29 protein-coding genes are annotated in these 26,153 nt (G+C 46.1%); 14 read left to right on the forward strand and 15 right to left on the reverse strand.

The annotated features are described in order from the left end of the window. Positions 1-3 precede the first annotated feature (3 nt). Positions 4-885 carry a DUF3530 family protein gene (locus DN062_RS00880; RefSeq protein ID WP_112156663.1) on the reverse strand — a complete coding sequence of 294 codons (882 nt, stop codon included), beginning with the start codon at positions 883-885 and terminating at the stop codon, positions 4-6. Positions 886-980: 95 nt separating this feature from the next. On the opposite strand from DN062_RS00880, the gene rpe reads away from it, so the two are divergent. From rpe to DN062_RS00895, 3 genes are all read left to right on the forward strand, one after another. Beyond that, complete coding sequence (gene rpe / locus DN062_RS00885) at positions 981-1,652, forward strand: ribulose-phosphate 3-epimerase (RefSeq protein ID WP_112156664.1); 672 nt, start codon at positions 981-983, stop codon at positions 1,650-1,652. After that, the gene (locus DN062_RS00890; protein WP_112156665.1) at positions 1,649-2,350 is read left to right on the forward strand and encodes a phosphoglycolate phosphatase; all 702 of its coding nucleotides are present in this window, start codon (positions 1,649-1,651) and stop codon (positions 2,348-2,350) included. The genes rpe and DN062_RS00890 overlap by 4 nt, the downstream gene beginning before the upstream one ends. Before the next feature lie 129 nt (positions 2,351-2,479). Then, positions 2,480-3,532 (forward strand): cytochrome-c peroxidase, encoded by a 1,053-nt coding sequence (locus DN062_RS00895; protein ID WP_112156666.1) that lies wholly within the window; start codon positions 2,480-2,482, stop codon positions 3,530-3,532. A gap of 122 nt (positions 3,533-3,654) precedes the next feature. On the opposite strand, the gene gatB is transcribed toward DN062_RS00895, so the two are convergent. The 3 genes from gatB to gatC are packed head-to-tail and all read right to left on the reverse strand — an operon-like array spanning position 3,655 to position 6,890. Continuing rightward, positions 3,655-5,106 (reverse strand): Asp-tRNA(Asn)/Glu-tRNA(Gln) amidotransferase subunit GatB, encoded by a 1,452-nt coding sequence (gene gatB / locus DN062_RS00900; protein ID WP_112156667.1) that lies wholly within the window; start codon positions 5,104-5,106, stop codon positions 3,655-3,657. 14 nt (positions 5,107-5,120) lie between these two features. After that, entirely contained in the window at positions 5,121-6,572 is a 1,452-nt protein-coding gene (gene gatA, locus DN062_RS00905; protein ID WP_112156668.1) for an Asp-tRNA(Asn)/Glu-tRNA(Gln) amidotransferase subunit GatA, read from the reverse strand. Between the two features lie 30 nt (positions 6,573-6,602). Beyond that, positions 6,603-6,890 carry an Asp-tRNA(Asn)/Glu-tRNA(Gln) amidotransferase subunit GatC gene (gene gatC / locus DN062_RS00910; RefSeq protein WP_112156669.1) on the reverse strand — a complete coding sequence of 96 codons (288 nt, stop codon included), beginning with the start codon at positions 6,888-6,890 and terminating at the stop codon, positions 6,603-6,605. A gap of 148 nt (positions 6,891-7,038) precedes the next feature. Between gatC and DN062_RS00915 the strand changes: the two genes are divergently transcribed. The 6 genes from DN062_RS00915 to DN062_RS00940 all read left to right on the forward strand — a co-directional run bounded on the left by DN062_RS00915 (position 7,039) and on the right by DN062_RS00940 (position 15,441). Then, a complete protein-coding gene (locus tag DN062_RS00915) occupies positions 7,039-8,076 on the forward strand; it encodes a rod shape-determining protein (RefSeq protein WP_112156670.1) in 1,038 nt (345 codons plus the stop codon). Positions 8,077-8,196: 120 nt separating this feature from the next. After that, positions 8,197-9,060: a rod shape-determining protein MreC gene (gene mreC / locus DN062_RS00920; RefSeq protein WP_275668080.1), complete on the forward strand. Its 864-nt coding sequence runs from the start codon at positions 8,197-8,199 to the stop codon at positions 9,058-9,060. Next, positions 9,053-9,541, forward strand: a complete 489-nt coding sequence (mreD, locus tag DN062_RS00925) for a rod shape-determining protein MreD (RefSeq protein ID WP_112156672.1) — start codon at positions 9,053-9,055, stop codon at positions 9,539-9,541. Before mreC ends, mreD begins: the two co-directional genes overlap by 8 nt. Positions 9,542-9,546: 5 nt before the next feature. Next, positions 9,547-10,137 carry a Maf family protein gene (locus DN062_RS00930; RefSeq protein ID WP_112156673.1) on the forward strand — a complete coding sequence of 197 codons (591 nt, stop codon included), beginning with the start codon at positions 9,547-9,549 and terminating at the stop codon, positions 10,135-10,137. A 12-nt stretch (positions 10,138-10,149) separates the two neighbouring features. Further along, positions 10,150-11,631 carry a ribonuclease G gene (rng, locus tag DN062_RS00935; RefSeq protein WP_112156674.1) on the forward strand — a complete coding sequence of 494 codons (1,482 nt, stop codon included), beginning with the start codon at positions 10,150-10,152 and terminating at the stop codon, positions 11,629-11,631. 3 nt (positions 11,632-11,634) lie between these two features. Further along, complete coding sequence (locus DN062_RS00940; RefSeq protein WP_112156675.1) at positions 11,635-15,441, forward strand: YhdP family phospholipid transporter; 3,807 nt, start codon at positions 11,635-11,637, stop codon at positions 15,439-15,441. A 2-nt stretch (positions 15,442-15,443) separates the two neighbouring features. Here the strand turns inward: DN062_RS00940 and yjgA are convergent, their stop codons facing one another. From yjgA to DN062_RS00995, 11 genes are read right to left on the reverse strand one after another with little or no spacing between them, the layout of a single operon-like run. Further along, positions 15,444-15,980 carry a ribosome biogenesis factor YjgA gene (gene yjgA / locus DN062_RS00945; RefSeq protein ID WP_112156676.1) on the reverse strand — a complete coding sequence of 179 codons (537 nt, stop codon included), beginning with the start codon at positions 15,978-15,980 and terminating at the stop codon, positions 15,444-15,446. Between the two features lie 32 nt (positions 15,981-16,012). Then, on the reverse strand, positions 16,013-16,282 hold the full coding sequence (locus DN062_RS00950; protein WP_112156677.1) for an HPr family phosphocarrier protein: 270 nt from the start codon (positions 16,280-16,282) through the stop codon (positions 16,013-16,015). A gap of 39 nt (positions 16,283-16,321) precedes the next feature. Beyond that, positions 16,322-17,179 (reverse strand): RNase adapter RapZ, encoded by an 858-nt coding sequence (gene rapZ / locus DN062_RS00955; RefSeq protein ID WP_112156679.1) that lies wholly within the window; start codon positions 17,177-17,179, stop codon positions 16,322-16,324. Then, positions 17,176-17,643 (reverse strand): PTS sugar transporter subunit IIA, encoded by a 468-nt coding sequence (locus tag DN062_RS00960; RefSeq protein WP_112156680.1) that lies wholly within the window; start codon positions 17,641-17,643, stop codon positions 17,176-17,178. The genes rapZ and DN062_RS00960 overlap by 4 nt, the downstream gene beginning before the upstream one ends. 19 nt (positions 17,644-17,662) lie before the next feature. Further along, the gene (gene hpf, locus DN062_RS00965) at positions 17,663-17,953 is read right to left on the reverse strand and encodes a ribosome hibernation promoting factor (protein ID WP_112156682.1); all 291 of its coding nucleotides are present in this window, start codon (positions 17,951-17,953) and stop codon (positions 17,663-17,665) included. Positions 17,954-18,004: 51 nt separating this feature from the next. Then, the gene (locus tag DN062_RS00970; protein WP_112156683.1) at positions 18,005-19,504 is read right to left on the reverse strand and encodes an RNA polymerase factor sigma-54; all 1,500 of its coding nucleotides are present in this window, start codon (positions 19,502-19,504) and stop codon (positions 18,005-18,007) included. A 41-nt stretch (positions 19,505-19,545) separates the two neighbouring features. After that, the gene (gene lptB / locus DN062_RS00975) at positions 19,546-20,271 is read right to left on the reverse strand and encodes an LPS export ABC transporter ATP-binding protein (RefSeq protein WP_112156685.1); all 726 of its coding nucleotides are present in this window, start codon (positions 20,269-20,271) and stop codon (positions 19,546-19,548) included. Between the two features lies 1 nt (position 20,272). After that, the gene (gene lptA, locus DN062_RS00980) at positions 20,273-20,770 is read right to left on the reverse strand and encodes a lipopolysaccharide transport periplasmic protein LptA (RefSeq protein WP_239995643.1); all 498 of its coding nucleotides are present in this window, start codon (positions 20,768-20,770) and stop codon (positions 20,273-20,275) included. Next, positions 20,763-21,332, reverse strand: a complete 570-nt coding sequence (gene lptC / locus DN062_RS00985; RefSeq protein ID WP_112156689.1) for an LPS export ABC transporter periplasmic protein LptC — start codon at positions 21,330-21,332, stop codon at positions 20,763-20,765. Before lptC ends, lptA begins: the two co-directional genes overlap by 8 nt. Beyond that, positions 21,332-21,868 (reverse strand): KdsC family phosphatase, encoded by a 537-nt coding sequence (locus DN062_RS00990; protein ID WP_112156690.1) that lies wholly within the window; start codon positions 21,866-21,868, stop codon positions 21,332-21,334. The genes lptC and DN062_RS00990 overlap by 1 nt, the downstream gene beginning before the upstream one ends. Continuing rightward, positions 21,868-22,836: a KpsF/GutQ family sugar-phosphate isomerase gene (locus DN062_RS00995; protein WP_112156692.1), complete on the reverse strand. Its 969-nt coding sequence runs from the start codon at positions 22,834-22,836 to the stop codon at positions 21,868-21,870. Before DN062_RS00995 ends, DN062_RS00990 begins: the two co-directional genes overlap by 1 nt. A 227-nt stretch (positions 22,837-23,063) precedes the next feature. Between DN062_RS00995 and DN062_RS01000 the strand changes: the two genes are divergently transcribed. The 5 genes from DN062_RS01000 to DN062_RS01020 are packed head-to-tail and all read left to right on the forward strand — an operon-like array spanning position 23,064 to position 26,097. Beyond that, positions 23,064-23,915, forward strand: a complete 852-nt coding sequence (locus tag DN062_RS01000) for an ATP-binding cassette domain-containing protein (protein WP_239995644.1) — start codon at positions 23,064-23,066, stop codon at positions 23,913-23,915. Positions 23,916-23,923: 8 nt separating this feature from the next. Further along, the gene (gene mlaE / locus DN062_RS01005) at positions 23,924-24,694 is read left to right on the forward strand and encodes a lipid asymmetry maintenance ABC transporter permease subunit MlaE (RefSeq protein ID WP_112157155.1); all 771 of its coding nucleotides are present in this window, start codon (positions 23,924-23,926) and stop codon (positions 24,692-24,694) included. 2 nt (positions 24,695-24,696) lie between these two features. Then, positions 24,697-25,155, forward strand: coding sequence for an outer membrane lipid asymmetry maintenance protein MlaD (gene mlaD / locus DN062_RS01010; RefSeq protein WP_112156697.1), 459 nt, complete (start codon positions 24,697-24,699; stop codon positions 25,153-25,155). 5 nt (positions 25,156-25,160) lie between these two features. Further along, positions 25,161-25,817 carry an MlaC/ttg2D family ABC transporter substrate-binding protein gene (locus DN062_RS01015; RefSeq protein WP_133256729.1) on the forward strand — a complete coding sequence of 219 codons (657 nt, stop codon included), beginning with the start codon at positions 25,161-25,163 and terminating at the stop codon, positions 25,815-25,817. After that, complete coding sequence (locus DN062_RS01020) at positions 25,804-26,097, forward strand: STAS domain-containing protein (protein ID WP_112156702.1); 294 nt, start codon at positions 25,804-25,806, stop codon at positions 26,095-26,097. The genes DN062_RS01015 and DN062_RS01020 overlap by 14 nt, the downstream gene beginning before the upstream one ends. Positions 26,098-26,153 lie beyond the last annotated feature (56 nt).

Below are 26,153 nucleotides of genomic sequence, written 5' to 3' on the forward strand. Positions count from 1 at the left end.
TTTCTAACGCCTTCCCGGGGGCAGCTGCTCTCGGGGAGGCTCTTGAACCGAACGCGCTGCTTCTATACGAGTATCAACTTGAGTGATGAATGTTTTAATGGCACCACGTACTTGTCGGTTAAGCCAAGGCATTTCTATCTTCCATCCCGCGTACTCGCCTTTCATGGGTTGACTGTGATAGCGCAAGAGATCCGAGCGCTTTGCCTGGTTGGCGCGAATGCGTATATCCGGTAAACGTTGCACTCGTGCAGGATAGATATCAATCACTGCCTTTTCGGTGAGGGTGCTCATGGCCTCAGTCAATGCCGACCACTGATTAGGGTGATGGGGTTGTGGATCTATCATAATTAAATGAGCCACTTCGGGTTGTTGGCGCAAATACTCAGTCGCCCAGCCTGCACTTCTGCCCAGCGCAATCACGATTAATGTTTCAATGCTTTCACGATCAATTTCGGTTTTGGCGGCACGTATTCTTTCAGTGATTTGGTTTGCGTAACGGGACTCAGCATCAGTGTCGACAATTAGGTGTTGTCGCGCAGGAAGGTCTAGTGCCAGAGTGAACCAGCCAAATTCAGCCATGTAGGTTCGAAGAGAGTGAGTCTGCTCAAGCCAGCTAGGTCCTGCCTCTGGATCGGCTAACAGCAGCAAAGCCCCCTCAGGTGTGCTTTGATTGGCCTGTTGAATTAAAACCGGAAAACGATCTTCGCTCACTTCTAAGATTCTTAATTCTGAATCTGCAGGCAGTTCAAGTAATAAGCGCTCTTCAACCGTTAGGGAAGGGACACCCAAACCTTGTTCAAGCAAGCCTTGCGCAAGGCTTGCAGCGCTGAAAAACATAAACAGGGCACATATCCCTAGACGGAAGCTGAACGAGGTTTGAATCATGGTATTCCTGTCATAGATTGCAGAATAACGGCTGTTCTGCACTGGGTTATTGGGTACAATAGCGCAAAATTCAATTCTTGACGACTCGGATGATTATGGCTGATTTCTTGATTGCTCCGTCTATTCTTTCTGCAGACTTTGCTCGCTTAGGGGAAGATGTTGAACGCGTATTGGCGGCTGGTGCTGATGTGGTTCACTTTGATGTAATGGATAACCATTATGTACCGAACCTAACGATTGGTCCGATGGTGTGTAAAGCGCTTCGTAACTATGGCATAAAAGCTCCGATTGATGTGCATTTAATGGTTAAACCCGTTGATCGTATGATTGGTGATTTTATTGAGGCGGGTGCGGATTGGATTACCTTCCACCCAGAAGCATCAGAGCATATAGACCGATCCTTGCAAATGATCCGAGACGGTGGCTGTAAGTCAGGATTGGTGTTTAACCCCGCCACGCCGCTGCACTACCTCGATTATGTGATGGATAAAGTCGATGTTGTATTACTGATGTCGGTGAACCCTGGTTTTGGTGGGCAAACGTTTATTCCTTCTACACTTGATAAGCTGAAAGAAGCTAAAGCGCGTATTGATGCCAGTGGCTTTGATATTCGCTTAGAGGTTGATGGTGGTGTTGGGTTAAAAAACATTGGCGATGTCGCCAAAGCCGGAGCTGATACCTTTGTGGCTGGGTCTGCAATTTTTAATACACCGGATTATCAAAAAACGATTAATGAAATGCGATCTATTTTGGCGTCGATCAAATGAGGAAAGAAGACTATAGGCTATCCGATCATTTTGAGGGTGGCTTGCCAAAGCTAGTGATGTTTGATTTAGATGGAACCTTGGTTGATAGCTTGCCTGATTTGGCACATGCCGTCGATCAAATGCTACCCGCATTAGGGCGGTCTCCTGCAGGAATTGAGCAGGTTGGGCGTTGGGTTGGAAAGGGCGCACATCACCTGGTTCAAGAGGCGCTTGGCTTGTCGAGTGCATCACAGGATCCAGAGTTGTTCTCAGTGGCCTATGAATTGTTTTTAGCTGCCTATAGTCAAGCAAATGGTCGTCAAGCTCGACTTTTCTCGGGAGTACAAACGTTTTTAGATTATCTGGAACAGCGGGGCGTGATATTGGCTTTGGTCACCAACAAGCCAGAAGCGTTTACTTTGCCGTTGCTTGAAGCGATGAATCTAAAATCCTATTTTCCTTTAATCGTTTCGGGCGACACCTTGCCGTTGAAAAAACCTCATCCTGACCAATTACTGCATGTGATGCGGCATTTTGAGGTCGATTTAACACAGACTTTAATGCTGGGTGATTCCAGTAATGATGTTTTAGCGGCAAGGGCGGCAGGTTGCCCAGTTGTTTGTGTTTCATATGGTTACAATCATGGTGAGTCAATTTATGAGGCAGATGCGGATGCTGTAGTAGATTCGATGGTAGGCTTAATCGAAAACGTTCAATGAAATAGGCTTTAAGCTTGATCTATATCAATTTTAGGTCGATCTAATTAAGTCGTCTCGATTGTAAAGGTGGGGTTCTTTGCTAAACTGTCCCTGAGTATAAACCCTGATAAGGGTATCCAAGGGGGCAGTATGAAAAGAAAAATTAGTGGATTGTGTATCGCAATTGGTTTAGCGATGGCATCATCAGCCGTAATTGCAGATGAGCTTAGAGCAAGAGCAAATGCAATTTTTGCTGCAGTTCCTACCGAGGCACCTGAAATTGAAGGCAATATTCTGACGCCCGAAAAAGTAGAATTGGGTAAAATGTTGTTTTTCGAACCACGCTTATCTTCCAGTCACTTAATTAGCTGTAATACCTGTCACAATGTAGGCATGGGTGGTCACGACTACTTGCCAGTGTCCATAGGTCATGGTTGGCAAAAAGGGCCACGTAACGCGCCCACTGTATTCAATGCTGTGTTCAATGCGGCCCAATTTTGGGATGGTCGCGCAGCTGACTTAGCTGAGCAAGCAAAGGGCCCTGTGCAAGCAGGTGTTGAAATGAGCAGTACGCCAGCGCGTGTTGTGGCGACCCTAAATAGTATGCCTGAGTACATTGAGCGTTTTAAAGCGTCTTTCCCGGATGAAGCAGATCCGGTCACGTTTGATAATATGGCGGTGGCCATAGAAGCGTTTGAGGCGACGTTGATTACGCCGAATGCGCGTTTCGATCAGTATCTGGCGGGAACGGATGATGCTTTGACCAGTGATGAGAAAGAAGGCTTAGCTTTGTTTATTGATAAAGGTTGTGCAGCTTGCCATGCGGGCGTTAACTTTGGTGGTCAACATTATTTCCCATTTGGGCTTGTGACACGTCCAGGTGCAGATATTCTTCCCCCAGGGGATAGAGGTCGTGTAGAGGTCACAAATACTGCATCTGATGAGTACGTGTTCCGTGCTGCACCTTTGCGTAATATTGAGTTGACTGCACCTTATTTCCACTCTGGGGCTGTTTGGGATCTAGAAGCAGCAGTCGCGGTCATGGGGACGTCTCAGCTAGGTACAGAGCTGAATGATGAGCAGGTACAGAAAATTACGGCTTTCTTGCGGACACTAACAGGCGATATTCCTGAAGTGGTGTACCCTGTTTTGCCAGTGAGCACTGCAACCACTCCAAAACCTGTGGATATGATTGATTATTAATTGATAGGTTGTAAAAAATACCGGAGCTTGCTCCGGTATTTTTTTAGTTGTGACGCGAGCAACCTGTTGAACTTAGCACTGATCGACAGGAGACAAGTCGATCGGCTAAGTCTGGCAAGCGATTAGATTAGCGCATCTAACTTTTGCTTCATTAAGCCTTGAACTTGTCCTGGATTTGCTTTTCCTTGAGATAGCTTCATGACTTGACCCATAAAGAAACCGAGCATTTTGCCACGCTTGTCGGGTTCCGCTGTGATGTACTGCTCAACCTGTGCTGTGCAGTTGGCAATCACTTGGTCGACGATGGCCTCAATTGCCGCGGTATCTGTAACCTGTTTGAGGCCTTGGGCTTCAATGATTTCATCGGCACTGCCGCCATCTTTCCACATGACTTCAAAAACCGTTTTGGCGATTTTACCTGTAAGTGTTTCATCTAAGATGCGTAGAAGAAGACCGCTGAGTTGTTCTGCGCTAACGGGGGATGCGGTAATATCAATATCGTGCTGATTCAGGTGCTTAGCGAGTTCTCCTGTAATCCAATTAGCAGATAATTTTGCATCCTGGGTGCGCTTAGCAACCGACTCAAAGTAATCGGCTTGAGGACGGTAAGCAGACAAAACCCCCGCATCATATTCAGAGAGTTGGTACTCGTCTATAAATCGTTGTTTGCGAGCATCAGGCAGCTCTGGCAGACTCTGTTGAATGGCTTCAATATAGCTATCATCAATGATGACAGGCAGTAGGTCAGGACAAGGGAAGTAGCGGTAATCGTTCGCTTCTTCCTTAGAGCGCATGCTGCGGGTTTCATTTTTGTCAGGATCGTACAGACGTGTTTCTTGGATGACGCGCCCGCCATCTTCGATCAGGTCGATTTGACGCGCGACCTCTGTTTCAATGGCGCGCTCAATAAAGCGAAATGAGTTGATGTTTTTCAATTCTGTGCGTGTGCCGAGCGTTGTAGAACCTTTTGGCCGAATTGAAACGTTGCAATCGCAACGCATTGAGCCTTCTGCCATGTTGCCATCGCAGATGCCCAGTGTTGTGATGATGGCATGAATCTTACGCGCATAAGCCGATGCTTCTTTTGCACTGCGCATATCTGGTTCAGATACGATTTCAACCAGCGGTGTCCCTGCACGATTTAAGTCAATACCGCTCATGCCATGAAAATCTTCATGCAGAGATTTGCCCGCATCTTCTTCAAGGTGAGCGTGGTGTATACGAACTCGGCGTGTATCACCCTCATCTAAAGTGATATCAATGTAGCCTGCGCCGACGATTGGCTCGGCTAGCTGAGTCGTTTGGTAGCCTTTTGGTAAGTCGGGGTAAAAGTAGTTTTTACGGTCAAAGACAGAGCGCTTTCCAATCTGAGCATTTACCGCTAGACCGAACATAACCGCCATACGCAAAGCGTTTTCGTTAAAGACGGGTAAGGTACCAGGCAGTGCTAAATCAACGGCACAGGCCTGAGTATTAGGCTCTGCACCGAAGGCTGTGCTGGCACCTGAAAAAATTTTAGTTTTAGTTGAGAGTTGAGCGTGAATCTCTAACCCAATTACGGTTTCCCATTCCATGCGTTACTTACCTCTTAAAGACCGGCAGGTGATTGTTGGTGCCAGTCAGTCGCCAGTTGGAACTGATGCGCAATATTGAGAAGCTTAGCTTCTGAAAAATACGACCCAATAATTTGCAGTCCGACCGGTAACCCTTGTGATTGGCCGCAGGGGATGGACATGCCAGGAAGGCCTGCAAGGTTTAAGGATAGGGTGTAGATGTCTTCCATATACATGGCAACCGGATCGCTATTTTTCTCGCCAAGCTTAAACGCAGGTTGCGGAGTGGTAGGTGCCATGATGACATCGACATCATTAAGTACAGTTAAAAAGTCTTGTTGAATCATGCGTCGAATTTGTTGTGCTTTACGGTAGTAAGCATCGTAAAAGCCTTCTGAGAGTGCATAAGTGCCCACCATGATTCGACGTTTAACTTCACTGCCGAAACCTTCACCGCGGCTGCGCTTGTAAAGATCTTCAAGGTCGACGGGGTCTTCACAGCGATAGCCGTAACGAACACCGTCAAAACGTGAAAGGTTTGAGGAGGCTTCAGCAGGGGCCAGAATGTAATAGGCAGGAATGCACAGCTCTGTATTCGGTAAGCTGACTTCTTTGACCTGAGCTCCCATGCGTTCAAACTCTTGAATGGCCGCTTGGACTTGTTGAGCGATGCCAGGATCAAGACCCTCTGCGAAATACTCTTTAGGCAGGCCGATTTTCAGTCCGGCGAGACTGTCGTTTAAGTGAGCGCGATAATCCGGTACAGGCTGATCGGCAGAAGTTGAATCCAAGGGGTCTAGACCCGCCATCACCTGAAGCATGAGTGCCGCATCTTCAGCAGAGCGTGTCATCGGACCTGCTTGATCAAAGGATGACGCATACGCAACCATTCCGTAACGAGATATACGGCCATAGGTTGGTTTTAAGCCAGTAATGCCGCACAAAGCAGCGGGTTGGCGAATTGAACCGCCTGTATCTGATCCTGTGCATGCCGGCACTAAGCGAGCTGCAACGGCAGCGGCTGAGCCACCGGAAGAGCCACCAGGTACACGATCTTTGTCCCAAGGGTTGCGAACCGGGCCGTAATAGCTGGATTCGTTAGAAGACCCCATGGCAAATTCATCCATATTGGTCTTGCCCAGTGTGACGGCACCCGCTTGATTTAAGCGCTCAACCAGCGTTGCATTATACGGAGAGATGAAGCTGTCTAGCATTTTTGAACCGCAGCTGGTTTTAAGTCCGGCTGTACAGAAAAGGTCCTTGTGGGCGATAGGCAGTCCAGACAGCAGGCCTACCTGGCCTTTTTTGCGTAATTCATCGGCCTGTTTGGCTTGCTCAAGTGCAGAGTCAGCCGCGAGGGTAATAAATGCATTGTATTGGCTATCGAGTGCTTTAATGCGATCTAAATAGGCTTGAGTCAGCTCGACACTGCTGAAATCACCCTGTGCTAAGCGGGTTGCCAGCTCGGTGAGTGTTAAATTAAACATGTTGCATGATTCCTGTCAGAGCAAAGATGATTATTCAATGACGCGCGGTACTAAAAATAAGCCATCTTCGATGGCGGGGGCATTCTGCTGAAGACACTCACGTTGATTGGATTCGGAGACTTCATCTTTTCGTAGGCGCTGAACAGCGTCAAGCGGGTGTGCCAATGGCAGCACGCCTGCGGTGTCAGTGGCTTGCATTTGGTCAATTAAATTCAAAATGCTGCTGATACTTTTGGCATATTCAGGAACTTCTTGCTCAGAAATATCGAGACGCGCAAGGTGGGCAATGCGTTCTATATCAGATTTGTCCAAGGACATAGGGCCATTTCTCACTGTTAACTTGAAAAAAACATCATTGTTGCATAACTTAACACATTTGTTCCTTGCTCAAAATCCCTGCCATTGTTAGAGTTACATGCTTTCAGGAATATCTGCCAAACTGGCAAATCTCAGGGTATCCACTTTCATGTTCAAAAAAATCAGAGGACTCTTCTCAAGCGATTTGTCTATCGATCTCGGCACAGCGAATACGCTGATCTATGTGCGAGACCGGGATATAGTGCTTAATGAACCCTCGGTGGTAGCGATTCGCACCATCGGTAATCAAAAATCCGTAGCCGCTGTTGGTACAGAGGCGAAAAGAATGCTTGGTCGTACACCAGGCAACATTACAGCAATCCGGCCCATGAAGGATGGAGTGATTGCTGATTTTCATGTCACCGAAAAAATGTTGCAGTATTTTATTAGTAAGGTGCATGACAATAGTTTTATGACGCCAAGTCCACGCGTTTTAGTGTGTGTGCCATGTAAGTCAACGCAAGTGGAGCGTCGCGCTATTCGTGAGTCTGCGATTGGAGCAGGCGCACGTGAAGTGTATTTGATCGAAGAGCCAATGGCAGCTGCAATTGGTGCAGGCTTACCCGTTGATGAAGCGACAGGTTCAATGGTTGTTGATATCGGTGGTGGTACAACCGAAATTGCGGTTATTTCATTGAATGGTATTGTTTATGCTGAATCGGTTCGCATCGGAGGCGATCGTTTTGACGAGTCGATTGTCACTTATGTGCGTCGTAACTACGGAAGCCTAATTGGCGATGCAACAGCCGAGCGCATTAAGCAGGAAGTTGGCACTGCTTATCCCTCGAATGAAGTCCTAGAAATAGATGTTCGGGGCCGTAATTTGGCGGAAGGCATTCCAAGAAGCTTTACGTTAAACTCGAACGAAATATTAGAAGCGTTACAAGAACCTTTATCTGCCATAGTGCAGGCTGTTAAAAGTGCGCTTGAAGGCTGCCCACCTGAATTGGCTTCAGACATTGCAGAGCATGGCATTGTCTTAACAGGGGGTGGGGCATTATTGCGAAACATAGATCGCCTTATCAGCGAGGAAACGGGCTTGCCTGTGATCCTGGCTGAGGACCCATTGACCTGTGTTGCCAGAGGCGGCGGTCGTGCCTTGGAAATGTTGGATAAACGCTCGTTCGAGATTTTGACGCACGAGTAACGGATGGTTAACGGGCGTTTGATGGTAATAGTGATTGTGAGTAATCGCTTGTGATTCAGCAGGAGGTTACTCATTAACCCTATATTTCGTGGCAAGAACCCACTTGCTCTTTTCATTTTCTTGTTGGTGCTTGCGCTAGGCATCATTGTTGCTGATTTAAACAGCTCAAAAATGAAAGAGGGGCGGGTGTATTTGTCGCTCCTGATTACGCCTCTCCAGTGGTTGGTAGACTTACCCTCTCGTGGAGCCGACCGCCTCTCTGATTTGTTTGTTGATCGGGCTACATTGATTCGAGACAACGAACATTTACGTTCAGAAGCGCTAGAACTTCATCGTAAATCTCAATTAATGGCGGCGCTGTTAGAAGAAAATCGACAGCTACGCGACTTGTTAAATGCCACCGAGCGACTTGAAGCCGATGTTATGGCGGCTGAGCTGATCGGTGTAAACCCCGATCCATTCCTTCATGAAGTTATTCTAAATCGGGGGTTTGAAGACGGTTTGTATATCGGACAACCCGTTATTGATGCCGGCGGTATCATGGGGCAGGTATTGTCTTTAGCACATTACACCAGTCGAGTCATGCTCATAACGGATGCACGTACCGCTGTTCCTGTTGAGGTGGTGCGTAATGGTTTCAGAAGTATTGCCTTGGGTAAAGGGGTGCTAGGTGAGCTTGAACTCAGTCATGTACCTGATACCGCCGATATTCAGGAAGGCGATATGCTGGTTACCTCAGGTTTGGGTGGGCGTTTCCCGCGAGGCTATCCGGTTGCAGTTGTGAGTGAAGTGATACGCGATCCTGGGCGTCCCTTTACGCTTGTTAAAGCCACACCTGCTGCGCGCTTGGATCGTAGTCGGCAATTGTTATTAGTGGATTATCGCCATTCAAGTCCTGAACATCGTATGGCACGTGAAGCACAGGCCCAGGTATCGCTTGAGCAGATCCCCTCTGAAGAGAATGTGGAGTCAGTCGATGAGTGAACAGTCTCAAGGAGGCTCGCTGATCATCTTTGCAACCTTTCTGGTGGGGTTGATACTCAGCCAAATACCTTTGCCGGGTATTATGATCTGGGCAAGACCTGAGTGGGTGGCGTTAGTTCTGATCTACTGGGTGATGGTGTTGCCACACCGAGTGGGATTGGGAAGTGCGTTTATGATGGGTGTCCTGCTTGATCTTATTCGAGGCAGTGTGATGGGGCTAAATGCCTTGTCATTGCTGATCATTACCTATTTAGTCTTGCTTTTATACAAACGTATTCGTATGTTTCCATTATGGCAGCAGTCGATGATGATCATGGTGTTAGTGGGAATTAATCAATTGTTGTTTTTCTGGATGCAGGGCATTACTGGCACATCTGCAACGGGTCTGATTTTTTTACTGCCTTCACTGATCAGCGCCATCCTTTGGCCATGGGTTTATGTCATCCTACACGGTGTACGACGCACCTTCAGAATAGAGTAATCGTTATGACGACAGCAACTGTGATCTTAGCTTCAGCTTCCCCTAGACGAACACAGTTACTTTCCCAGTTAGGTGTCCCTCATGAAGTCATGAGTGCGGATATCTGCGAAGAGCCTCAGGGTCATGAGCACCCATTGTTGTATACTCAACGCCTTGCAATGACGAAAGCAGAACAGGTGTTTAACGAAGTTTCAGGCCGCTTACCTGTTTTAGGTGCCGACACCACGGTGACCTTGAATATGGCGATATTAGGTAAGCCCGCTGATGAGGAAGAGGCGGTGCAAATGTTGCTCGCCTTGTCAGGTAAAACCCATGAGGTAATCACGTCAGTGGCACTGGTTCATCCCGATGGACGTGAAGTCTGCTCAGTTGTCACTGAGGTTGAGTTTGCAGAATTGAGTCACGACGCTTGCCAAGCCTATTGGCGAACAGGAGAGCCTGCTGATAAGGCAGGAGCTTATGGTATTCAGGGGCTTGGTGGTGTATTTGTACGCCAACTAAGAGGTAGTTACTCTGCCGTTGTTGGATTGCCCTTATTTGAAACGGCTGCTCTGCTAAAGCGTTATCAGATTCATACTTGGCAGACGGCACTCTGATGGAGGCCTTAAATGGCTGAAGAAATACTCATCAACTTTACGCCCATGGAAACACGTGTGGCGGTCATTGAAAATGGCATGCCGCAAGAAATTTATGTAGAGCGTGCCAGTCGCCGCGGTATTGTTGGCAATATCTACAAAGGCAAAGTGGTTCGTGTCTTGCCTGGAATGCAGGCGGCTTTCGTGGATATTGGGCTTGAGCGGGCGGCGTTCATCCCAGTTGATGAGGTGATTGATGCGACAAGCGGAACCCCTGGTGTTCGCCATAACATTTCGATTGCAGATGTTATAAAAGAAGGGGACACCTTGCTGGTTCAGGTGACAAAGGATCCAATTGGCACCAAAGGTGCGCGTTTAACCACGCATTTATCGATTCCTTCGCGCTATTTGGTGTTGATGCCAGGCAATCCTCATATCGGAATTTCGCAGCGTATTGATGATTCTGACGAGCGTGAGCGCTTGCGTCAAATTATGGAAGTCTTATCCAGTGTTGAAAATCCTGATTACAAAGGTGGGGATAGTGGTTTTATTCTGCGTACGGTTGCCGAAGGGGTCAGTGAAACGGAGTTGCGCTCGGATCTGAATTTTTTGCTTAGATTGTGGACGCGATTGAATGAAAAAATCGCAAAGCTGTCTGCCCCTTCCGTTGTCTATGAAGATTTACCACTGCACATGCGAGCCTTGCGTGATATGGCTCACAGTGGTGTTGAGCGTATCCGCATTGATTCGCGAGAAACCTACCAACGATCGGTTGAATTCGCGCAATCTCTTGTTCCCGAAATAGTCGAAAAGCTCGAATACTATCCCGGAGAACGCCCTCTCTTTGATATGTTCAGCGTAGAGGAAGAGATGCAGCGTGCGTTAGGGCGCCGCATTGAGTTAAAGTCAGGTGGGTATTTGATTTTCGATCAAACAGAAGCCATGACCACAGTCGATATTAATACGGGCGCATTTGTTGGCCACCGAAATCTAGAAGAAACCATCTTTAAAACGAACTTAGAGGCGGCAACTGCGATTGGTCGCCAGTTGCGGCTACGCAACTTAGGTGGAATCATTATTATTGATTTCATCGATATGACCGACGTTGACCATCAGCGCCAAGTTCAACGAACCTTAGACCGTGTGCTCGAAAAAGACCATGCCAAATGCAAAGTAACAGGGGTTTCTGAGTTGGGTTTGGTTGAAATGACTCGGAAGCGAACACGAGAAAGCTTAGAACAAGTGTTATGTGAACCCTGTCCTATGTGTCAAGGTCGGGGGACGGTTAAGACCCCTGAAACAGTTAGCTACGAAATTTTCAGAGAGATTCTCCGTCAGCATCGAGCTTACGACACAGATAGCTATTTGGTGCTTGCCGCAACGTCTGTGGTTCATTATTTAATGGATGAAGCGTCTGATCATGTTGCAGAGCTTGAGTCTTTTATCGGCAAAACGATTCGTTTTCAGGTTGAGCCTTTGTACGGTCCAGAACTGTTTGATGTTGTTTTACGATAACGCATGCGCATGAAAACCCTTGTTCGCACCTTTAGTCGTATCCTTTTGGGTCTGACGTTTACGCTGTGTTTATTGACATTGTTGGCACGTATTGCGTTAACTCTAGCGGCGAATAATGAAGCATTCGTTTTCACACACCTGTCACCTCATCTGAGTGGAGAGCTTCATAGTGGCAAGTTTGAGGTGTCTGTATGGCGTCGTCACCCCCAGCTCGCCATAACCCAATTGGACTGGGTCGCTAAAGAAGATGAAGCGGTACCGTTAAAGCGATTGCAAATAGGTTCGATTGTCGCTGAAATTGATCTTTTAAGCAGTCTTTGGTATCGAAGTCTTGTATTTAAAACACTGGTACTGAGGGACGCTTCGGTTGATCTCGATATTGCGAATAGTGCTTATGATACGAGGCAAGATGAGCAGCCTTCTGTTTCAGAAAACTCTTTATTAGCGGGCTTGATTCGCTCATCGTTAGCAATTGAAAACCTAGCGTTGAATTTAACCCTTGAGAATGAAGAGCGTCAAATTGATGTGTTGCATTTGAGTGCTGGGCCTAGCGACAAAGGCTTGGCATTGCAGGGTAGGATGCGTCTACCTCACTTGATTTCAGACGATTCTATCTTTGAATTTGGTGTGCATCTTCCAAATCTTGGCGGACTGCCAACATTGGCTAATGAGTTTCAAGTTTATCTCAATATTGAGGATCTTGAGCTCGAACGACTCACTTTTTTATTGCCCAGCATTGATGTCGATGATTTGCCTAAGACGTTTTCAACACAAGTTTGGTTGTCCATTGAGTCGGGACAGGTTATTGATGCTCAAGGTCAATTAAGAATGTCTGACTGGCAGCCTCGTTTTATGGCTCAGCCATTGCAAGTCACAACCCGCTTTCGTGGATCCGTTTCTGAGGATGAAGCCCGTATTCATCTGACATCGGCTGAGATACAGCTTCAAGATACTGCTTTAGGCGTTAAGCAACTCGATATCGGCTTAGCACTTGATGCTGATTCAAATTGGGCATTACGTCTTCTGCAGCTAGATGTTCTAGATCTGGCTGAACTGAATCGACTTATTTCCTCTGTTCGTGAGTTACCAGAGGACATGGACTCTTTGTTGAGCGATCTGTCCCCAGCGGGGCATTTACGTGAATTGCAATTGTATTTTGCCGATCTAGCGGATTGGAAGAGTTTTAGATTTAGTGCTGAGCTTGATCAGGTCTCTGTCTCGGCATGGGACGAGGCTCCAGAAGCACGAGGCGTTGTTGGGCGCTTGGATGCTTCTTGGCAAGTCGGGCGAGTCGTTCTAGAAAGCGGTGAGTTTTTTTTGAGCTTTCCGCAGTTGTTTGACCAGGGCTGGTCTTACACTCATGCTTCCGGTGAAATTGATTGGTCATGGAATGATCACGCGATCAAAATCGGTAGCAATGTATTGGCCCTTAAGAATGATCAGGTTGATGCAAGAGGGCGGTTTAGTTTGTATCGGCCTTTTGACAAGACTGAGCAAGTCGAGTTGAGCTTGATGATAGGCATGGCCAATTCGCAAGCACTTCAGGCTGAGTTCTATACGCCACCAGTGATAGGCGAAGACTTACATGCTTGGCTCATGGAGGCGATTAAAGGAGGCTCTGTTAATCGTGCTGGTTTGGTGATTCATGCAGGGCTTAGATCAGGCGCGCCATCCTTGCCTTTGAGTGTTCAGTTATTTTTTGATGTTGAAGATGCACGTTTTGCATTTTTGCCTGAGTGGCCAGTTATCGAAGATGCAAAATTCTTTTTGCACTTGCGTGACACCGAACTGCGAGTTGATATAGAGCAAGGGCGATTAATGAACACGCAAGTCAATAATGCGTGGGTTTATATGCCTCCAGATGCTCAACGCTTGTTCGTAGGTGCTCCACTTGTAGGGGATTTATCCGATATCACCCAACTACTGAAAGGGCCGTTAGGGCTGGCGAACGAAGTGGCTGATTGGCATTTTTCAGGTCAAGCGACCACTGCATTACAGTTGATGGTTCCACTGAATGATCGAGACTCTGTAAACGTAGAGTTTACAGGCTCTTTAAACTCTGTTTCAGCTGCTTCAGAGGCGCTTGATTTATCCTTAGAAGCAATTGTCGGTGAGCTTTCCTACTCGTCGAGCACAGGGTTTTACGCGCCCAAGCTAAATGGACAGCTATGGGGGCAGTCTTTTCAAGCCTCGGTTGAAACAAAAAATAATGAAACGTTGATAGATCTTCAAAGTCGCGTGGATATGCCGCAGCTCACCCATTGGATGGCAATGGATACACTCAATGATAGTGTGTCGGGTCAAACGGAATATCGAGCGTCCATTGTGTTGTGTAATGATTTGGATTGCCCAAAAGTGTCTTTAGCTTCGAATCTTGAAGGCATTGTTATCCAAGCACCCAAGGGGCTTAATAAATCAGCCGCCGATCAGCGCCCTTTGCGTGTCGAAATACAACCCGAAAACACTCAGTTCCGTGTGGATTATAATGATCAATTTTCGGCGATCTACAATTATGGGGCTTCACCTCGAGGTATGCTCCGAATTGGCAGTGGGGAGGTTAACCTACCCGAATTGCAAGGGTTAGAAATTGAAGGGCAGGTTGCTTATCTAGACGCAGACATAATAGACGAGTGGTCGACTTGGTTAGCGTCTGAATTAACCAAAGTGTCGCAGGTATCCAATCGAGAAGAGGAGAAAACTGACTTTCCAGTGACTCGGCTTTCGATTCGCGTTGCCGAAGCAATTATGGCGGGTCAGGCATTTAGTAATGTCCAAGTTGCTATGCGGCGCATATTGACAGAGCCCTCACTGCGCTTCCAGTTAAGCAGCGATCAAGCCACTGGTAATCTCACTCGGGATGATGTCAATCAGCCTTGGAATTTGTCCCTAAATGAGCTTGCTTTGACATTCAAGCCTGAGCGTAAAGCACAAGCTAGCCCAAGTGTCGTTGAGCCGCTTTTAACTGAGCGGCTACTGCAACGCATGCCTATTATCAAGGTCGATATTGAACGGCTTGAACTGAATGAAAAAAATATCGGGCATTGGCGCTTTGAGTTAGTTCCTGAGTCTGATCATTTAAAAGTACATCAGATCGATGCCAGCTTAATGCAAATGAGTTTAACAGGTCAGTTAGATTGGTTTGTTGATCCAACACAGAGCAGCCGTTTGCAAGCACGCTTGATGGGGTCAGAATTGCAAAATATGCTGAAATCTTGGAGTGATGAATCGGCCATTGAAGCAAAAAGTATTGATGCCATTGCGGATTTCACCTGGTTGGGTGGGGCTGAAGCATTCAAATTATCAGCTTTAAATGGTCGCTTTGCTTTTTCAGCAGAACAGGGCCGTATTGTTGAGTCAGGTATGGGAGCTAACTTCCTAAGAGTATTTGGCATACTCAATCTCAATACCTTATCAAGACGCTTGAAGCTTGATTTTAGTGATTTGCTGCAAAAAGGCTTGGTGTTTGATCATGTGACTGCGGCCTATTCTTTGAGGAAGGGGTTGGCTAGTACAATGGATCCTTTAAAGCTGACCGGGCCTTCAGCAACGATGACGATTAGTGGTTCGCTGAATTTTAACGATGACCAATTTGATAAGATGATTGAAGTAAACATCCCGCTAGGCAGTAATCTTACATTAGGGGCTGTGTTGCTTGGAGCACCTCAAGTGGCAGGCGCTATATTTTTGGTCGATCGCATAATGGGAGATCAGATCGAAAAAATGACTCGAATACGTTATCGTTTAACGGGCACCTTAGACGAGCCGGTTATTCAGCTTATGGGACAACCGACTGCGACATCAGGCGAATAGGATCAAGGGTTTTCCTGAGCTTCAGCTGTTTCACGAATAAATTTGAATAATTTACGATAGTGAGTTGGTGCAGCGCCGGCTGTTTGTTCCTTGAGAGTGTTCCGAATATGTTGCCTTAGCTTCTGTATGTCAGCCTCAGGAAACTCACGGATAAACTCTGTTAAGCTTTTATCTGTGTCAGTCAGTAAGCGATCACGCCAGACTTCTAAGGCATGAAACTTTTGATTGTGTTCATTGCGAGACGTATCAAATTGATTTAATGCGGCATTAATCTCATCTGCATCCGCTTTGCGCATCAGCTTGCCAATGTATTGGAAGTGACGACGTAAGGCACCATTCGCAGTAATTTTTCGCGTTTCTTCAACAGCCTTACGAAGTATATCGTCCATTGGAACTAATGCCTGTTGATCTGGACGTAGCTCAGTGATGCGTTTGCCTAATTCTTGAAGAGCTTCCATTTGGCGTTTGACTTCAGAACGGCTGATCTCTTCACTGTCAATGCCCTCTTGTAAAGATACCAGTCTGTCTGTTTTACTCATGAGGAAAATTACCTTGATGGATTAATGGTTTGTTATTCGGGCTCGTCAAAGCGATTCTGAATTAACAATTCTAGTGCATGATGCGCATCCTGTGCATCGTCTCCATCTATGTGGAGTATTAGCTCAGTGCCTTTGCTTGCCGCCAGCATCATAACCGACATAATGCTTTTGCAATCGACAACGCGACCTGCTTTTTCAACTTGGATTTGACTATTAAATTCGTTCGCTTTAGCCGATAGTTTTGCAGCCGCACGTGCATGGAGGCCAAGCTTATTTATTATCGTAACAGGTGCTTTTATCATAGAAACATTCCGATCATTCGCGCCAGAGGTACAAAGGAGCTAGCTCAACTCCCGATGGCGCACATTCACATTATCCATAAGCTGACTAAAATGGCTAGCCAATCGTTCAGCAATAAACACGGATCGATGTTGTCCTCCTGTGCAACCTATGCCGACGGTTAAATAACTGCGGTTATCCTGCTTAATTCTGGGTAGCCATCGTTCCAGAAAATATACAATATCGTTGATCATGTCGATAGCATCAGGTGACTGCTCAAGAAAATGGATGACTTGAGGGTCATTTCCCGTGTATTGACGTAGTTCAGGCACCCAGTAGGGGTTAGGCAGGGAGCGTACATCAAATGTGAAGTCTAGATCTAAGGGCAGCCCGTGTTTAAAGCCAAAAGATTCGAACTGTAAGGATAATGTTTGCTCTTTTCGATTGGCAACTCGCAGTTTAATGGTATCTCTTAGCTCATAGAGGCTAAGTCGAGTCGTATCGATACGAATATCCGCTAAGGTTGCGATAGGCTCTAGTAAATTTTGTTCCTGATAAAGCGCTTCTTGTAAACCAGAGTGTGAATTGGTTAACGGGTGTTTACGACGGGTTGCGCTGAAGCGTTTAAGTAAGGTTGTCTCGGATGCATCTAAGTAAATGATTTCATATGCAAGATTGTCCATCCTTGCGAGCGTATCGAGAACTTTAGGTACTTGTGAGAGATTACTAATCAAGTTGCGTGCATCGATGCTGACAGAAAGTTTATCAGGTCGGTCAGAAGCGATCAGCATTTGTTGAATGAGTTCGGGTAGTAAAAGTGCCGGAAGATTGTCGATGCAATAAAAACCGATGTCTTCAAGTGCTTGAAGTGCAGTACTTTTCCCGGAGCCCGAACGCCCACTCAGAATGACTAGCTTCACCCAGCGGCCTCCCCAAGTGATTGGATGACATTCTGATATAAAGCATGTTTGTCTTCACTGCTGCGAAGTAACTCCCGAACGCTGGATTGACTGAACAATTCAGCAAGGGTTGCTAGGGTTTGCAAGTGTTCACTGGCAGCATCCTCTGGAACCAGTAAGCAGCAAACAATATCAACAGGTCGGTTATCGATGGCATCAAAGTCGACAGCTGATTTGAGAGTGATGAGAAGTGCTAAGGCCTCTGTGCAACCTGCCAAGCGACAGTGTGGGATAGCCACACCGTCGCCGATGCCAGTGCTACCGAGACGCTCTCTGTTTAAAAGACCGCTGAAGATATCTTCAGCATCTAATCCGTTTGCTTGCTCAGCTAGGGTTTGGCTGGCTAGCTCAAGAACCCTTTTTTTGCTAATGGCGTCAATATGACAAAGGGTTCTTGATTCGGTCAGTAGCTCGGAAATAGGCATGATAATTTCTAAATCGTCTTTATTTATGGGATTTCATTTTTTCTTTATGCTTAATAACTTGTCGGTCAAGTTTATCAACCATAGCATCAATCGCCGCATACATATCTTCATTTTCGGACTGCGCAAACACTTCACCGCCGGCGAGGTGTAGGTTAGCTTCCGCTTTCTGGCGCTGTTTTTCAATGCTCAATGTGACTTGAACATTCGTAATGTTATCAAAATGACGCTCAAGACGCTCAAATTTAGTGTGAACGTAGTCATTTAGGGATTCAGTCAATTCTACATGGTGGCCAGTAATATTGATCTGCATGGGTTGTCTCCTTGGTAAGGGTACGAAATGGCTCGTACCTAAGTATTATAATTAAAGCAGACGCTTACGCTCATTAGAAGGAGGAATACCTAAAGCTTCGCGATATTTTGCAACCGTCCGTCGGGCAACATTGATACCTTGCTCCATTAAGAGTTGTGCAATTTTGTTATCGCTCAAAGGTTTGGCAGTATTCTCACTTGTAACAAGTTTTTTAATCAGAGCTCGGATGGCTGTTGAAGATGCGCCTTCTCCATCAGCTGTGTTCACCTGACTTGAGAAAAAATATTTCAATTCAAATATACCTCGAGGAGTATGAATGAATTTTTGAGTCGTTACACGTGATATGGTGGATTCATGCATGGAGACGGCCTCAGCAATATCATGAAGAACCATCGGTTTCATGCCTTCCTCACCAATCTCTAAAAAGTCTTTTTGACGTTCGACTATTTCCGTCGCTACTTTCAATAAAGTCTCGTTGCGGCTCATGAGGCTCTTTAAAAACCAGCGTGCTTCTTGCAAGTGGTTTTTCAGATACGTATTGTCCGCACTGTTATCTGCACGCCGAATCAAATCGGCATATTGTGTATTAATCTGTAATTTAGGCGATGTTTCAGGACTCAACGAGACAATCCATTGCTCTTGGATTTTACGAACGACAACATCTGGGATGACATACTCAGATTGACTGGAAGCAATGCTGGCACCAGGCTTTGGATTGAGTGATTGAATGATCTCGATGACTGATGACAAGTCTTCTTCGTTTAATCGAAGCTTGCGCATCAGTGTTTTGTAGTCATGATTCCCAAGGAGTTGGAGATGCTCGCTCGCCAACTTCAGGGCTGTCTCTCTCCACGGAAGATTGTCTGGTAGTTGTTTGATCTGAATACTCAAACACTCACTTAAGTCACGTGCAGCAACACCTGGTGGGTCAAACTGTTGAACCCTATGTAAAACGGCAATCACTTCTTCAAGGTCAATATCACTGAAGATATCGGGGAATTGAGCAATAAATTGCTCCATTAATTCTTCGACACTGACCTGCAGATAACCATCTGGATCAATGGCTTCAATAATAGCCTCAGCAATCAAACGGTCAGCATCGGACATGGGTGTTAAATTTAATTGCCAATTTAAATGATCAAGCAACGTGTCTTCACGAGAGTCGTTCTCGTTGTCCGCCCATTCGCTATCCGAACTGTTTCCTGAGCTTTGATGCTGAAAAGTGTCTTCCCAACTGCTGTCAGTGGGTAGGTCCTCAGGTATTTGATCATTCCAATCGTGCTCAGCTTCGGCCTCATGCTCAACTGATTCTTCACGGTCATTTGAGGATGATTCTGTGCTGAGTTCTCGTTGGTTGTCAGAACTCAAATGGACTGGGATATCCGTATCTGTATCATCTTCACTGATTTCAAGCAGCGGGTTGCTTTCCAACGCTTGCTGTATTTCTTGTTGTAAGTCCAACGTAGACAGCTGCAATAAGCGAATAGCCTGCTGCAACTGTGGCGTCATGGTGAGGTGCTGGCCGATTTTTAAATGTAAGGCTTGCTTCATATGCCAGATAAATCACTCAGTTGAAGGATACGGATTAATGTTTAGAGCCTGAACTGTTCGCCAAGATAGGCTTGTCGAACTTGTTCATTTGCCATTATGTCAGATGGGTGTCCTTCTGCAAGGATGTGGCCTTCCGAAACAATGTAAGCTCGTTCACATATATCAAGTGTGTCTCGGACATTGTGATCCGTGATTAACACACCGATATTTTTAGATTGTAGATGCTTGATCGTTTGCTTTATATCGTTAACCGAAATCGGATCAACACCAGCAAAAGGCTCATCAAGCAAAATAAACGCAGGTTCCGTTGCTAATGCTCTTGCGATTTCAACACGTCGACGTTCTCCGCCAGATAGGGACATGCCTAAGCTGTCACGTATATGTGTAATACTAAACTCTTCTAGCAAGCTTTCAAGCATTGTAGTGCGTTGAGATGAGTTAAGATCTTTTCGCGTTTGTAAAACAGCCAAGATATTTTCTGCAACCGAGAGTTTCCTGAATACAGAAGCTTCTTGTGGTAAGTAGCCTAAGCCTAAGCGCGCGCGTCCGTGCATCGGTAAACGGGTAATATCTTTATGATCAATTAAAATAGTGCCTTGATCGGCATTTACTAAGCCGACAATCATATAAAAGCAGGTTGTTTTTCCTGCTCCGTTAGGCCCCAAGAGTCCAACAATTTCACCTTGCGAAACGCGCAGTGATACATCGCGCACGACGTGTCGGCGTTTATATGATTTTGCTAAATGCAGAGCTTCAAGCATGATCATATCAATTATTTGACCTAGGTTGAATGATCATTTCGACGCGTTGTCCACCAGGTTGCTCGCTACCAAATGCGTCCACAATCGATTGATCCATATTGTAAACAATGCGTTGGCCTGTAAAGCGGTCATTGGCCTGTTGAACTTGGGCATTGCCTGTTATGGTGATCAGTTGCGTTGGAATACGATAATCCATTTGATTGCCATATGCACGTGTTACAGGTTGGCTGGCTACGGATTGTTGTTGAAACTCCGCGGGATTGCCAGTGGAAACAACACGAGCGATGCTTCCTTGGTTGTCACGATGAAGTTCAACACGGCTGCCTTTGAGAATCATGCTGCCTTGTTTTATTTCAACATTGCCAGAATAGACAGAAACCCCCGTGGCCTCATTTAAACTGGCCTGATCAGCACTGACATGGATAGGCTGATTTCTGTCTTCAGGTAGGGCGAAGGCTAAACTGCTTAAAATCGCCATTCCCAGTAGGCCAATAAGTTTACTCACTCTTTGCATAGAATCCTCGTACCTCAGAAAGCAATTCGATCCGTTGTTCACCCAGCCAAGCTTGCATACCAATGGCCGATAACTGATTTAGTGCCTGTTCGAAGATCACAGGGTCTGAGGTTTCAGCATATTGTGACGAAGGAAATAGAGTCATTGTTTCTGTTCTTAGCTCTCTAGGTGCATCAAAAGATGAATTATCAATAACACGGACGTTCCCTGCAAGCTCAATCTTGCTTTCATCGTCAGTCATTGTGCCTTGATCGGCTTCAATGAGTGTTTCTTGATCGCGATCACCCAGTAGTATTACCTTAGGTTGTGTCACCTGTGTGATCGATTGACCTGGCAGGTGTTCGATGAGCGGTGATGAAATTTGATGAGCAATTTCACCCGCTTGGCTATAACGTTTTATGTGTCCGTCCAGAATGAAAAAATCGATTCTGTCCTCATCCTGTTCAGTGACTTGAGGTACGGTTTGGTTAATGCCTATCCATCCCCAGTATAAAACGGGGAGCAAGGTTAACAAAATCACGATCGCTAGTGTGATATGGCGAGTCCAGCGCATCAGCGAAACTCATCAATCAATGCGTTAAGCTTTCCTTGTGCGGCTAAAATCACCTCACAGAATTCGCGAGCCGCCCCTTCACCGCCTTTGCGACTCGAGCACCAGTCCGCTTCGGCACGTACAAGAGGATGTCCATTGGGGACAGTTGCACCAAATGCCACGGTAATAATGGCGGCGAGATCCGGTAGGTCGTCACCGATATAAGCCGTGGTTGCGGCACTATGATGGTGTTGTTTCCAAAGCTCTTCTAGCGCCACTAGTTTGTCTTCGCGGCCTTGCATTAAATAGTGGATGCCGAGTGCCTTTGCTCGTTGTTCGACCTGAGGTGAGCTGCGGCCTGTGATAATGGCCGTTTCAATGCCTGCTTTGTGAAGTAATTTAATGCCTAAGCCGTCCAGTGTGTGGAAAGACTTAATTTCTTGTCCGTCAGGCAAGAAATTTAATTGCCCATTGGTTAGGATGCCATCGACATCAAAAACAACGAGTTTTACAGGTCTTAAACGTTCGGTCAGTTGTGCGGAAAGAGAGTTACCCATTAGATTACTCCTGCTTTGAGTAAGTCATGCATGTTTAAAGCTCCCGTGACTTTTCCGTCTTTGTCGGTCACCAGCAGGGCGTTAATTTTCCGTTCTTGCATAATTTGTAGCGCTTCCGCAGCGAGTGACCCTGCTTGTATCGTCGTGCACCCATGTGTCATGACTTCGGAAATTGGGGTGGTTTTTAAATTGGTTTCTAAATCAAGTGTTCGGCGTAAGTCGCCATCTGTGTAAATTCCCTGTAACTGCCCATCATCATTGATGACCGCTGTCATACCTAAACGCTTACGTGTCATGACCAGCAGCGATTCATGGATGGGAGTATCGAGAGAGACCAGAGGAATTTCATCACCCGAATGCATGATGTCATCAACCTTGAGGAGTAAGCGTCGCCCTAGGCTGCCACCTGGATGAGAAAAGGCAAAGTCTTCGGCGCTAAATCCACGGGCTTCGAGCAACGCGATGGCCAATGCATCCCCTAAAACCAACTGCGCTGTAGTGCTTGATGTCGGTGCTAGGTTGAGGGGGCAAGCTTCGCGAGTGACTGGGATGTGAAGGTTAACGTCTGCAAAGCGAGATAAGGTCGAGTTGGGGTTGGCTGTGATGCTGATTAAAGGAGCATGCATGCGCTTGATCAGCGGCAAAATGGTAATGACTTCATTGGTTTCGCCTGAGTTGGACAAAGCAAGAACTACATCTTGTGGGGTAAACATGCCCAAGTCACCGTGGCTGGCCTCGGCTGGGTGCACAAAGAATGAAGGTGTGCCTGTGCTGGCAAGTGTTGCAGCAATTTTATTGCCGATATGCCCAGACTTTCCCATGCCGGTCACAATGACGCGACCTTTGCATGTCATCATGATTGAACAAGCGTCGTTTAGGCTTGAGTCTAGATGCTCAAGCAAAGCGCTTAAAGTCTCTCGTTCTATCTCAATCGTGCGCTTTGCTGTTTTCAGATAATCAATAGCCATTATTTTGCCATTAGTTTAAAAAGTGAATGCAGTAATATTGGCATAGTTTAACTCAGCTTAGATTGCTAAGCATCTGTTGGTATGGATATCTTGCATCTCTGTTACCGTGAACACGCAAAGGATAGCGATTGAGTGATTTTAAGTCGACTTAGGTAGTGTTATAGTAGATCTTTTTGTGATTTTGCATGTCAAATATACGTTCGTTTTTAAGATAGGGCACTAACGGGATGGAAGCAGTAAGTCCGGCGACAGGAAGTGCTTCAAGCATGCTTGAGGATGTCATCGTTGAAATTAAGGATTTAACCTTTTCAAGGGGAAATCGACCCATTTTTAAAGGGGTCGATATCAAAATTCCGCGAGGAAAGGTGACCGCTATTATGGGGCCTTCGGGGACGGGTAAAACCACCTTGCTGAAGCTCATTGGCGGTCAGTTGCGTCCAGACAGTGGCGACATAGTCGTCGAAGGCAGCAGTGTGCCTTCTCTAGGGCGTAAAGATTTATTTGTTATCCGCGAAAAAATGGGGATGTTGTTCCAAAGTGGCGCTCTTTTCACTGACATGAATGTCTTTGATAATATTGCTTTTCCGATTCGGGTTCACACACAACTGCCTGAAGAAATGATACGGGATATCGTATTGATGAAGCTGCAGGCGGTTGGGTTAAGAGGGGCTTACGACCTCATGCCAAGTGAGTTATCAGGCGGGATGGCGAGGCGTGTTGCTTTAGCAAGAGCGATTTCGTTAGATCCTAATATCGTTATGTACGATGAACCTTTTACAGGTCAAGATCCGATTGCGATGGGGGTGTTGGTTAATTTAATCCGCCGCCTGAACCAAGCATTAGGTCATACCAGTATTATAGTATCGCATGATATCCAAGAAACCTTATCCATTGCAGATTATATCTATCTAATTGCTGATGGAAAGGTGATTGCCCATGGGACGCCAGATCAACTTAAAACCATTGAATCGGAGCAGGTGCGTCAGTTTGTAGAAGGGTTGCCAGACGGTCCTGTCCCTTTTCACTATCAAGCCCCTGATTTCTTAGAGCAGTTGATGCATAAAGGAGTAAGTCGTTGATTGATTTTATGCAAAAGCTAGGTCATAGGACCTTGTCTAAATTGGCTGCATTTGGGCGCTCTGGACAAATCCTGTTTCAGTCAGTGGTTGCTAAGCCTGCGCCTGTAATGATGTTCCCTTTATTGATTAAACAAATCTACTTTGTAGGGGTGTTATCTCTGATCATCATCGTTGTCTCTGGACTGTTCATAGGGATGGTTCTGGGGCTTCAGGGGTATACCATACTGGCCGATTATGGCTCTGAAGAAGCCGTTGGCCAAATGGTTGCCCTCAGCCTTGTTCGTGAGTTAGCACCTGTCGTAACGGCTTTACTGTTTGCAGGGCGGGCAGGGTCAGCATTGACCGCTGAAATTGGTTTAATGAAAGCGACTGAACAATTGGCAAGCTTAGAAATGATTGGTGTTGATCCGTTAAGACGCATTATAGCGCCACGATTATATGCTGGTTTTATTTGTATGCCGTTGCTGACTATGATTTTTGCAGTTGTCGGCGTATGGGGAGCCGCACTGGTTGCTGTGGACTGGCTAGGAATATACAGCGGTTCATATTGGGTCAACATGCAGCAATCTGTCGATTTTATGAGCGATGTTGTAAATGGTTTGATCAAAGCAGTGGTGTTTGGCTTTGTGGTTACCTGGATAGCTGTATACCAAGGTTACGATTGTGTACCGACTTCTGAGGGGATTAGCCAAGCGACAACGAGAACAGTGGTTTATTCATCACTGGCTGTGCTAGGCCTCGATTTTATTTTGACTGCTTTGATGTTTGGAGATCTGTAATTATGCGTATGCGTACAATGGAAATAAGTGTGGGTTTTTTTATGCTTATTGGCTTCTTAGCGTTAGTGGTCTTGGCTCTTAATGTCAGTGGCTTAAATTTAGCATCTAAAGGGGCAGGATATAAAATTTATGCCAACTTTGAAAATATTGGTGGCCTAACAGCGAGGGCTAAGGTGTCAATGTCAGGTGTGCAGATCGGTGAAGTTACTCGCATTCGCCTGGATCCCCAGATGCTGATGGCCGAGGTTGAAATGGAGATTTACCCAGATATAGACTTCTTAAGTGCTGACAGTTCAGCGATGATTTTAACATCAGGTCTATTGGGTCAGCAGTATATTGGTATTATTCCTGGAGGGGATGTCGAAGTGCTTGCGCCTGGAGAATTCATCTACAATACCCAGTCTGCATTGGTTCTTGAAGATCTAGTAGGTAAGTTTTTGATGAATCAGGTGAGCGAGTGATTTTTATGTTTAAGCAATTGTTTTGGCGTCCTTTTCTGGCGCTGTTAGTGTTAACGGCCTCTGTGAATGCTCTTGCAATCGATCAGGATTGGGAAGAAGCAAAAGCGGTTGTCGAAGAAACAACTGAAAAAATGCTAGTGTTGATGAGTGATCAATCCCTTCTCAGCGCCAATAATAAAGATCGTTTAGAAACTGAAATCCAAAATATAGTTACGCCAGTTATCGATTTTTATGGTTTCGGTCGCGGTGTGATGGGTCGGTTTGCGCGGACGGCAACTGAGGATGAGTTGCAACGATTCGCCGGTATTTTAAAGACAACTTTGGTGAGAACCTATTCGATTGCAGTCAGCGATTTCTCTGTAGCGAGTTACCGGATTGTGCCACCAAGGGCGTCAAGCCCACGACCAGAGTTGCAGGTTGTCAACGTGGTTATGACATCCTCAGCAGGTCAAACATTTAATATTCTCTATTATATGAGAAAAGATGAAGATCGTTGGATGTTGGTCAATGTTATGGTTGAAGGCATTAACTTGCGTCTGACTTTCCAAAATCAGTTTGCAGACATGTATCAAAGAGCTCGCTCTGTGTCTGGCGTCATAGATGGTTGGGAAGAACGTGTTGCCAGTACGATTGCTCAGGTAGTGAAAGATGTCGAAGGTTGAGTTAAAAGAGTCAACCTTATACTTATCGGGTGACATCGTCTTTGCAACCGTTGTCGATATGCGCGATACCCTTATTGAATTAATGAATGCGCAGTCGCGTGATGCTAAGTTGAGTGTTGATTTTTCCGGAGTTGGCAGAGTGGACAGCTCAGCATTATCGCTTTGGTTGTGCGGTCTTCGTGCGGCAAAAAATCAAAATATTCAGCTGACACCACTTTCAGTTCCACCGGATTTGCGATCAATCTCCGAGCTGGTTGGATTTGAAATGACTGCGCATTGATTTGAGTGAGTAGGGCCAAAAAGGCTAGGTCGCCTTTTTGGCCCTTTTTCGTTATG

Origin of the sequence: Nitrincola tibetensis (genome assembly GCF_003284585.1) — a bacterium.
GTDB classification, from domain to species: Bacteria; Pseudomonadota; Gammaproteobacteria; order Pseudomonadales; family Balneatricaceae; genus Nitrincola; species Nitrincola tibetensis.